Here is a 2406-nt window from a genome sequence, read left to right on the forward strand (position 1 = left end):
CCACCATCAATCCCGCCCCAACCCCCATGGCCGCCAGAAACAACGGATACGACACCCACCAAGGCGTCCCCGCCGTCATCATGCTGAACTCCGACATCCCTCCCACGCTGGCAATCAAGTTGAGCGGCAGAAACACCACGTTGATCAACGTCAGCTTGCGCAGCAGATTATTCATGCTGTTGTTCATCAAATTACCGCGCGCGTCAATCAACCCGGAAAACACGTTGGAGTAGATTTCCGCCTGCTTGTAGCACTGGTGATTTTCAATGATCAGGTCGTCGATCAGCCCCAACACCTCAGCACTGAAATGCGCCTTCTCAGCGTGATTACGCAACCGCGACAGCACCGCGCCGTTGCTGTGCAGCGCGTTGATGTAATAGATCAGGCTCTCGCTGAGGCTGAACATCTGCATCAGGTGATGGTTGCTCATCGACGCGTTGAACTGCTGCTGCAGCTCCCGCGCAACCAGCTTGATCACCTTCAGGTGGCCCAGGTAATGGTGGATGTTGTTGAGCAGCAGGTCGAGCAACACATCCAGCGGCGTGTGCAGCGGGCGGCGCGCGCCGAGCCCGGACAACGGGGTTTCATCGGGGGCGATCACCAGCAGGCGGTCCTGCGAAAACAACAGGCCGCAGGACGACACTTCGAACACCAGGTTGCCACCGCCGGAATAGTTTTCCGGACGTTTCCAGATCAGGAACAGGTTGTCGGGGTGAAATTCGATGCGCGAGACTTCATCAGGATCAAGCGCCGAAGCCAAGGCGTGCTCATCCAGCTTGTGGTGGTCGCGCAGCCACTCACGTTCGGCAAGGTCCGGGTTATTGAACAGCAGGATCGAGGCACTCTCCCCCGCCCCGCTGCGCAACCTTCCATCGATCAATTCAAAGCGCTGGATCATCGCGCGTCACCAGACCTGACCCTGGCGTTTCAACTCCAGCCTGCGCACAAACTCCTCCAGCACCAGCGCATACAGGTCGTCCTGCAAATAGGCGTCTTCGATACCCGCGTCCATATTCGGGTTGTCGTTGACCTCGATCACCACCACCTTGTCGCCGGATTGCTTGAGGTCCACGCCATACAGGCCGTCGCCGATCAGGTTGGCGGTTTTCACCGCCAGCTCCACCACCGCCTTGGGCGCTTCGTGAACCGCCAGGGTGCGGCATTCGCCGTTGATGTCCTGGCCGATGGCCTTGTGGTTGTAGATCTGCCAATGGCCCTTGGACATGAAGTACTGGCAGGCAAAGATCGGCTTGCGGTTAAGCACGCCAATGCGCCAGTCGTACTCGGTGTAGAAAAATTCCTGGGCCAGCAGCAGCACTGAGTGCTCGAACAGCTCGGCGGTGGCTTTGAGCAACGCTTCCTGGCTTTCGACCTTGATCACGCCCCGGGAGAAACAGCCGTCGGGAATTTTCAGCACCAGCGGGAAACCCAGGCGCTCGCCGACCCGCTCGAAATCTTCCGGTCGCTCCTTGTAGAGAATTTCGGTCGCGGGCATGCCCAGTTGATGGCTGTTGAGCAAGTCGGTGAGGTAGACCTTGTTGGTGCACCGCAGGATCGACGCGGGGTCGTCCATCACCACCAGGCCTTCGCTTTCGGCTTTCTTGGCAAAACGGTAGGTGTGGTTGTCGACGCTGGTGGTCTCGCGGATCAGCAAGGCGTCGTACTCGGCCAGGCGCGAGTAATCCTTGCGCTCGATCAGTTCCACATCGATGCCCAGGCCCTTGCCGACACGCACGAAATTTTCCAGCGCCTTGGCGTTCGAGGGCGGCAATTGCTCCTGGGGATCGTGGAGGATTGCCAGGTCGTATCGGGCCAGCCTGCGCGAGCGCGGCTGGCGCCAGATCTTGCGGCTGAAGTTGTCGAGGGCATGGGCGAACTGGTCTTCCTGGTCATCGCGCAACTTGTGCAACACACCGGACTTGACGCCTTCTATGTGCCAGCCGTTGTTCTTGCGAAACTCAACTAACAAGATCGGGCACGGAAAGGTTTCAAACAACTGACGGGCCAATTCCTGCAGGGGTTCTATATTGGTCCGGCCAAAATAAAGCGTCAGGGTAAACCCTTCGGTATTGCTGTAAAGGTGATGACTCAGTGCTTTATCCAGGGTTTTATCCAGGTCATCCAGCGACAACCCATACAACGACTTCCTGGTCAGTTCGCTGATGGTGCGCACCGACGGAATCACCTTGTGCCCGCGCGCTTCGGCCAGCAGCGAACAGTAGTAGCCGTGCCCCAGGTACTTGTAGCTGCGGCACAGGTTGATCACCTGCACCCGCTTGCCCGTCTCGTTTTCGCGGGTTTGCTCGAGGTACTCCTGAGCCGTGACGATGTCTTCGCTGGGGAAGTAAGAGGCCCAGTCTTCCTTGCGCTCGACAATAATCACGACCTGGCTTGACCCTTTGAGCG

General features: G+C 58.4%; 2 protein-coding genes. Both read right to left on the bottom strand.

Features of this window, described 5'->3' with window-relative positions:
- Positions 1-898, bottom strand: an 898-nt coding sequence (locus WBB95_RS10090) for a magnesium transporter CorA family protein (RefSeq protein WP_424487447.1), incomplete at its 3' end; no start/stop codon positions are given.
- Between the two features lie 6 nt (positions 899-904).
- Positions 905-2383, bottom strand: coding sequence for a RimK family protein (locus tag WBB95_RS10095; RefSeq protein ID WP_424487448.1), 1479 nt, complete (start codon positions 2381-2383; stop codon positions 905-907).
- Between the last annotated feature and the right edge of the window lie 23 nt (positions 2384-2406).

Source organism: Pseudomonas sp. (genome assembly GCF_049645325.1).
GTDB lineage: Bacteria > Pseudomonadota > Gammaproteobacteria > Pseudomonadales > Pseudomonadaceae > Aquipseudomonas.